We start from the raw sequence: 4,690 nt of genomic DNA, 5'->3' as shown, positions 1-4,690 counted from the left end.
AGGCCCTCCGATGCCCGGGCGTCCTCCTCGGCTGCGCTGAACCGGGCCGCCATGGCCAGCAGTCCGGCGCCCTCGGCGACCGCCAGCGCGCCCGTCGCGCCGCCACCGGGGGTGGGCTCGCCGGAGGCGAGGCGGCCCAGATAGCTCTCGATGCTCTCGTCGCGGATCATGCCCCCACGGTGCCAGACCGGGCCCGACCGCGGCCCGCCCTCAGGCGCGCTCCCAGGACGCGACCGGCCCCGGGACGATCGTGAACAGCGGGTGCACGTCGGGGACGGGCGTGTCCGACCACTGTTCGAGCCAGGCGGGGCTGCGCGCGGCCAGCTTGGCGCACAGGTGACGCCACTCCAGGTCGCGCTGGCCCGTGGTGGCCGGGATCGGTGCGAGACCGGCGGGCGGGATGCGCACGGCGCCGTCGGGGGCGGGGCACGGCCGGTCGATCCGGGAGTGATCGAAGCGATAGCCGCGCGCCGTGGCCTCGGCCTCGAGGCCGGAGAGGAACGCACCGACGGCGCCGGACGGGTCCGGGTGCTCCCGGAACCTCAGCAGCTGCGGGTGGTCCCGATATCCGCGCGTGCGGCCGGCCAGGACGGCCTGCGCGAGCAGGGCCTCGCGCCAGGCGCCCGTCAGGCCCTGGCGGTCGAGGTGGCGGGGATGAAGGGTCCACAGGCGCATGCCCCCATCCTGCCAGCGTGGGGCAACCCGGGGACGTGGGGCTGAAACGTGGCCCGCGCGTGGGGCAGGATGGGTGGACGCGGACGGAGCACACCGACCCGCGTCGACGCACGAGGAGGCCACCATGTCCCAGGAGCAGATCCGCCCACGCCCGTCCGGCGGCGACGACGAGACCGGCGCCGCGGCGGGCCAGGCGCACGTGAAGCCCGCGGCCCAGGACCAGGGCCTGGACAGCCTGCTGGACGAGATCGACTCGGTGCTGGTGTCCAACGCCGAGGAGTTCGTCAAGGGCTTCGTCCAGAAGGGCGGCCAGTGACCGACGCGGACCGCGCCCGCCGGATCCTCGGGCTGGAGACGGAGTACGGCGTCCAGCATTGGAACCCGCAGGGGCGCCCGCTCAGTCCCGAAGAGGTCGTCCGCTACCTCTTCCGGCCCGTCGTCGAGTGGGGGAGGTCCTCGAACGTGTTCGTGGCCAACGGCTCCCGGCTCTATCTCGACGTCGGCTCCCACCCCGAGTACGCGACCGCCGAGTGCTCGACGCTCGACGAGCTCATCGCCTCGGACGGGGCGGGGGACCTGCTGCTGCACGACCTCGTGGTCCAGGCCGAGGAGCGCATGGCCGCGGACGGGGTCGGCGGCCGGATCCACCTCTACCGCAACAACGCCGACTCCTCGGGCAGCTCCTACGGCTCCCACGAGAACTACCTGCTGCGCCGGCGCACCGAGTACCGGCGGCTCACCGAGGCGCTCGTCCCGTTCCTCGTCTCCCGGCAGATCCTCGTGGGCGCGGGCCGCGTCGTGCCCGCCGGCACGTGGCCCGAGGGCGAGGGCCCGGCCCACTTCGCGTTCTCCCAGCGCGCCGACTTCGTGCAGGACGGCGTGTCCTCCTCCACCACGCGGTCCCGGCCGATCATCAACACGCGGGACGAGCCGCACGCGGACGCCTCCGAGTACCGGCGCCTCCACGTGATCGTGGGGGACACGAACCTCTCCGAGCACACCCACCTGCTGCGCTTCGGCGCCACCGACCTGCTGCTGCGGATGATCGAGGCGGGCTTCCCGCTCGGGGACCGCGTCGTCGCCCACCCCACCCGCGCGGTGCGGCAGATCTCCCACGACCTCACCGGCACGGCCCGCATCGCGCTCCGGGAGGGGGAGGCCTCCGCCCTCGAGCTGCAGGAGCACTACCTCGAGCGGGCCCGCGCCTTCGTCGCCGCGGAGGGTGCCCACCACGACCGGGTGGGGGAGGTCCTCACCCTGTGGGGCGAGGTGCTCGACGCCGTCCGCACCGGTGACCGGTCCCGCATCGAGGACCGCATCGACTGGGCGATCAAGCTGCGCCTGCTGGAGGACTACCGGGCCCGCCACGACCTGGGTTGGGACGCGCCCCGCCTCGCCCAGCTGGACCTGGCCTTCCACGACATCGACCCCGACCGGGGGCTGTTCCGCCTGCTGCTGCGGCGCGGCGCCGTCGCGCGCCTGCTGCCCGAGGACGCCGCCCGGTCCGCCGTGGAGACCGCCCCGCCCACCACCCGGGCCCGCGTGCGCGCGGACTTCGTGGCCCGCGCCCGGGAGCGCGGCCTGGACTACGCCGTCGACTGGACGACCCTGAAGCTCACCGACCATCCGCTGCACGCGATCGTGACGAAGGACCCGTTCGACACGTCGTCGGCCGCCGTCGACCGGCTGTTCGAGCGGATCGCCTGACAGCGCGCGTCCAGGACGCGCCGTTAGGGTGACCCGCATGAGTTCGTTCGAGACCCCCCAGCCCCCGACGGCCCGCCGCCGTCGCCGCCTGCTGCCGCTGCTGTCCCTCGGCGCCGCAGGCCTGATGCTGGCCACCGCCTGCGCCACCGGCGACGACGGCGCGGACCAGCCCCACAGTGACACCGCGTCGGCCTCCACGTCGGCCGCCCCCGAGCGGGCGGCCGTCGGCGAGGGCCAGGGGGAGCCGGACGCCCTGACGGGTGTCACCTTCACGGAGGGCGACGGCGGGGCGCCGACGGTCGAGATCGACGGGGAGATCGACACCGACCAGCCCACCACGCGCGTGCTGACCGCCGGCGAGGGGGAGCAGGTGCAGGAGGGCGACGTCCTGAAGATGTCGATCGCCGTCGTCGATCCGGCCAGCGGCGAGGTGGTCGCCGAGAACTTCAGCGGCGAACCGGAAGCCGTGCCCGTGGACGACCAGCTCAAGTCCATGAACCCGGAGATCCACGAGATGCTGGTGGGCAACGGCGCCGGCACGATCGTCGCCGCGTACAGCCCCGAGTACGACGTCTCCGTCCCGCAGACCGAGAGCGCGTCGCCGAGCGCCTCCCCCTCCACCCAGACGCAGCCCGCCCAGCTGTTCGTCTACAAGATCGACGCCATCCTGCCGAAGCAGGCCGAGGGCGAAGAGGTGACCGAGCGGGACGAGCGCCTGCCCGACGTCACCGTGGACGAGGAGAGCGGCCGGCCGAGCATCGCGAAGCCCGACGGCGAGGCGCCCCAGGAGCTGGTGGTCCAGCCCCTGATCGAGGGCGAGGGCCGCGAGGTCGGCGCGGACGACACCGTGACCGTGCAGTATGAGGGCGTGACGTGGTCCGACGGTGAGGTCTTCGACTCGTCCTGGGAGACGGGTCAGGCCATCACGTTCTCCCTCAACCAGGTCATCGAGGGCTGGAAGGAGGGTCTGGCCGGCCAGAAGGTGGGCTCGCGCGTCCTCCTGTCGATCCCGGCCGAGAAGGCCTACGGTGAGCAGGGCAGCCCGCCGGACATCGGCGAGAACGAGCCCCTGCTGTTCGTGGTGGACATCCTGGACGCCCAGGCGTCCGCCACCCCGTCGGCGAACTGACCCCGTCCACGAGAACCCAAGAGGAGAGCACCGTGTCCTTCGGACAGCGCGACTACGACCGCACCAAGCCCGAGATCGACTTCCCGGGCGAGACCCCGCCCACCGAGCTCGTGGTGGAGGACCTGATCGAGGGCTCCGGCCCGGCCGTCGAGGCCGGCTCCCGCGTGCAGGTCCACTACGTGGGCGTGGCCTGGTCCACCGGCGAGGAGTTCGACGCCTCGTGGAACCGCGGCACCCCGCTGCCCCTGACCGTCGGCGTCGGCCAGGTCATCGCCGGCTGGGACCAGGGCCTGCTCGGCATGAAGGTCGGCGGCCGCCGCCGCCTCGAGATCCCGCCGCACCTGGGCTACGGCGCCCGCGGCGCCGGCTCCGCGATCGGGCCGAACGAGACGCTCATCTTCGTCTGCGACCTCGTCTCGGTCGACTGACCCCGGGCCCCGTGACCCCACCCGCCCCGCGGCGCGCCGGCGACGAGGCCGCCGAGCGCATCATCTCGCTGCTGTGGCTGCTGCTCTCGGCACCGCACGGTCTCGAGCGTGACCGGATCCGACGGCAGGTCGTCGGCTATGAGGGGCTCACGGACGCCGCCTTCGAGAAGCTCTTCCAGCGGGACCGCCGCGTGCTGCGCGCCGTGGGGGTCCCGCTGGAGACGCTCGAACCCGCGGGCTTCGACGAGGGCGAGGCGGGGGTGCGGCACCGCGTCGTCCGCGATGCGCTGCTGCTGCGCGACCTCGACCTGACCGTGGACGAGCGCCGCGCCCTCGTGCGGGCGCGGCGCCTGTGGGGCGACTCGCCGCTGCGCGCCGACGTCGTCCGCGCCGTGGGCCTGCTGTTCCAGCCGGCCACCGACCTCACGGGCGACGACGAGCTGGCCGGGTACCACACCCTCATGCCCCGGGCCGACCCCCGGCTCGAGGCCCTCACCCAGGCCGTGGCCGACGAGGCCGTGCTGCGCTTCCCCTACCGCGACGCGCGGGGGCGGGCCACCCGGCGCACCGTGCGGGCCTGGTTCCTCACCCTCGTGCGCGGCCGCTGGTACCTCACCGGCTGGGACCTCGACCGCGGCGCCGAGCGCAGCTTCCGGCTCACCCGGATGGAGGGGGAGCCGCGCCGCGTCGAGCGGGCGACGGACGCCCCCGGCCGTCCCGAGGACCACGACCACGCCGGCCTCGTGGCGCG

7 protein-coding genes are annotated in these 4,690 nt (G+C 74.2%); 5 read left to right on the top strand and 2 right to left on the bottom strand.

Going from position 1 to position 4,690, the window contains the following annotated elements; genetic code table 11:
- Nucleotides 1-170, bottom strand: a 170-nt coding sequence (locus tag D8M29_RS08745; protein ID WP_148111560.1) for a cyclodeaminase/cyclohydrolase family protein, incomplete at its 3' end; no start/stop codon positions are given.
- 40 nt (nucleotides 171-210) lie between these two features.
- Nucleotides 211-675 (bottom strand): pyrimidine dimer DNA glycosylase/endonuclease V, encoded by a 465-nt coding sequence (locus D8M29_RS08740; protein ID WP_036384792.1) that lies wholly within the window; start codon nucleotides 673-675, stop codon nucleotides 211-213.
- 124 nt (nucleotides 676-799) lie between these two features.
- Between D8M29_RS08740 and D8M29_RS08735 the strand changes: the two genes are divergently transcribed.
- From D8M29_RS08735 to D8M29_RS08715, 5 genes are all read left to right on the top strand, one after another.
- On the top strand, nucleotides 800-991 hold the full coding sequence (locus D8M29_RS08735; RefSeq protein ID WP_041103796.1) for a ubiquitin-like protein Pup: 192 nt from the start codon (nucleotides 800-802) through the stop codon (nucleotides 989-991).
- Nucleotides 988-2,382 carry a Pup--protein ligase gene (pafA, locus tag D8M29_RS08730; RefSeq protein WP_041103794.1) on the top strand — a complete coding sequence of 465 codons (1,395 nt, stop codon included), beginning with the start codon at nucleotides 988-990 and terminating at the stop codon, nucleotides 2,380-2,382. The genes D8M29_RS08735 and pafA overlap by 4 nt, the downstream gene beginning before the upstream one ends.
- Nucleotides 2,383-2,419: 37 nt before the next feature.
- Nucleotides 2,420-3,511 carry an FKBP-type peptidyl-prolyl cis-trans isomerase gene (locus tag D8M29_RS08725; RefSeq protein ID WP_041103792.1) on the top strand — a complete coding sequence of 364 codons (1,092 nt, stop codon included), beginning with the start codon at nucleotides 2,420-2,422 and terminating at the stop codon, nucleotides 3,509-3,511.
- Between the two features lie 32 nt (nucleotides 3,512-3,543).
- Nucleotides 3,544-3,939, top strand: a complete 396-nt coding sequence (locus D8M29_RS08720) for an FKBP-type peptidyl-prolyl cis-trans isomerase (RefSeq protein ID WP_010078659.1) — start codon at nucleotides 3,544-3,546, stop codon at nucleotides 3,937-3,939.
- An 11-nt stretch (nucleotides 3,940-3,950) separates the two neighbouring features.
- Nucleotides 3,951-4,690 (top strand): YafY family protein (locus D8M29_RS08715; protein ID WP_148111559.1); only part of this gene is annotated, 740 nt, incomplete at its 3' end.

Source organism: Micrococcus sp. HSID17227 (genome assembly GCF_003989405.1).
GTDB lineage: Bacteria > Actinomycetota > Actinomycetes > Actinomycetales > Micrococcaceae > Micrococcus > Micrococcus luteus.
This window is presented reverse-complemented; position numbering and strand designations above follow the sequence as displayed.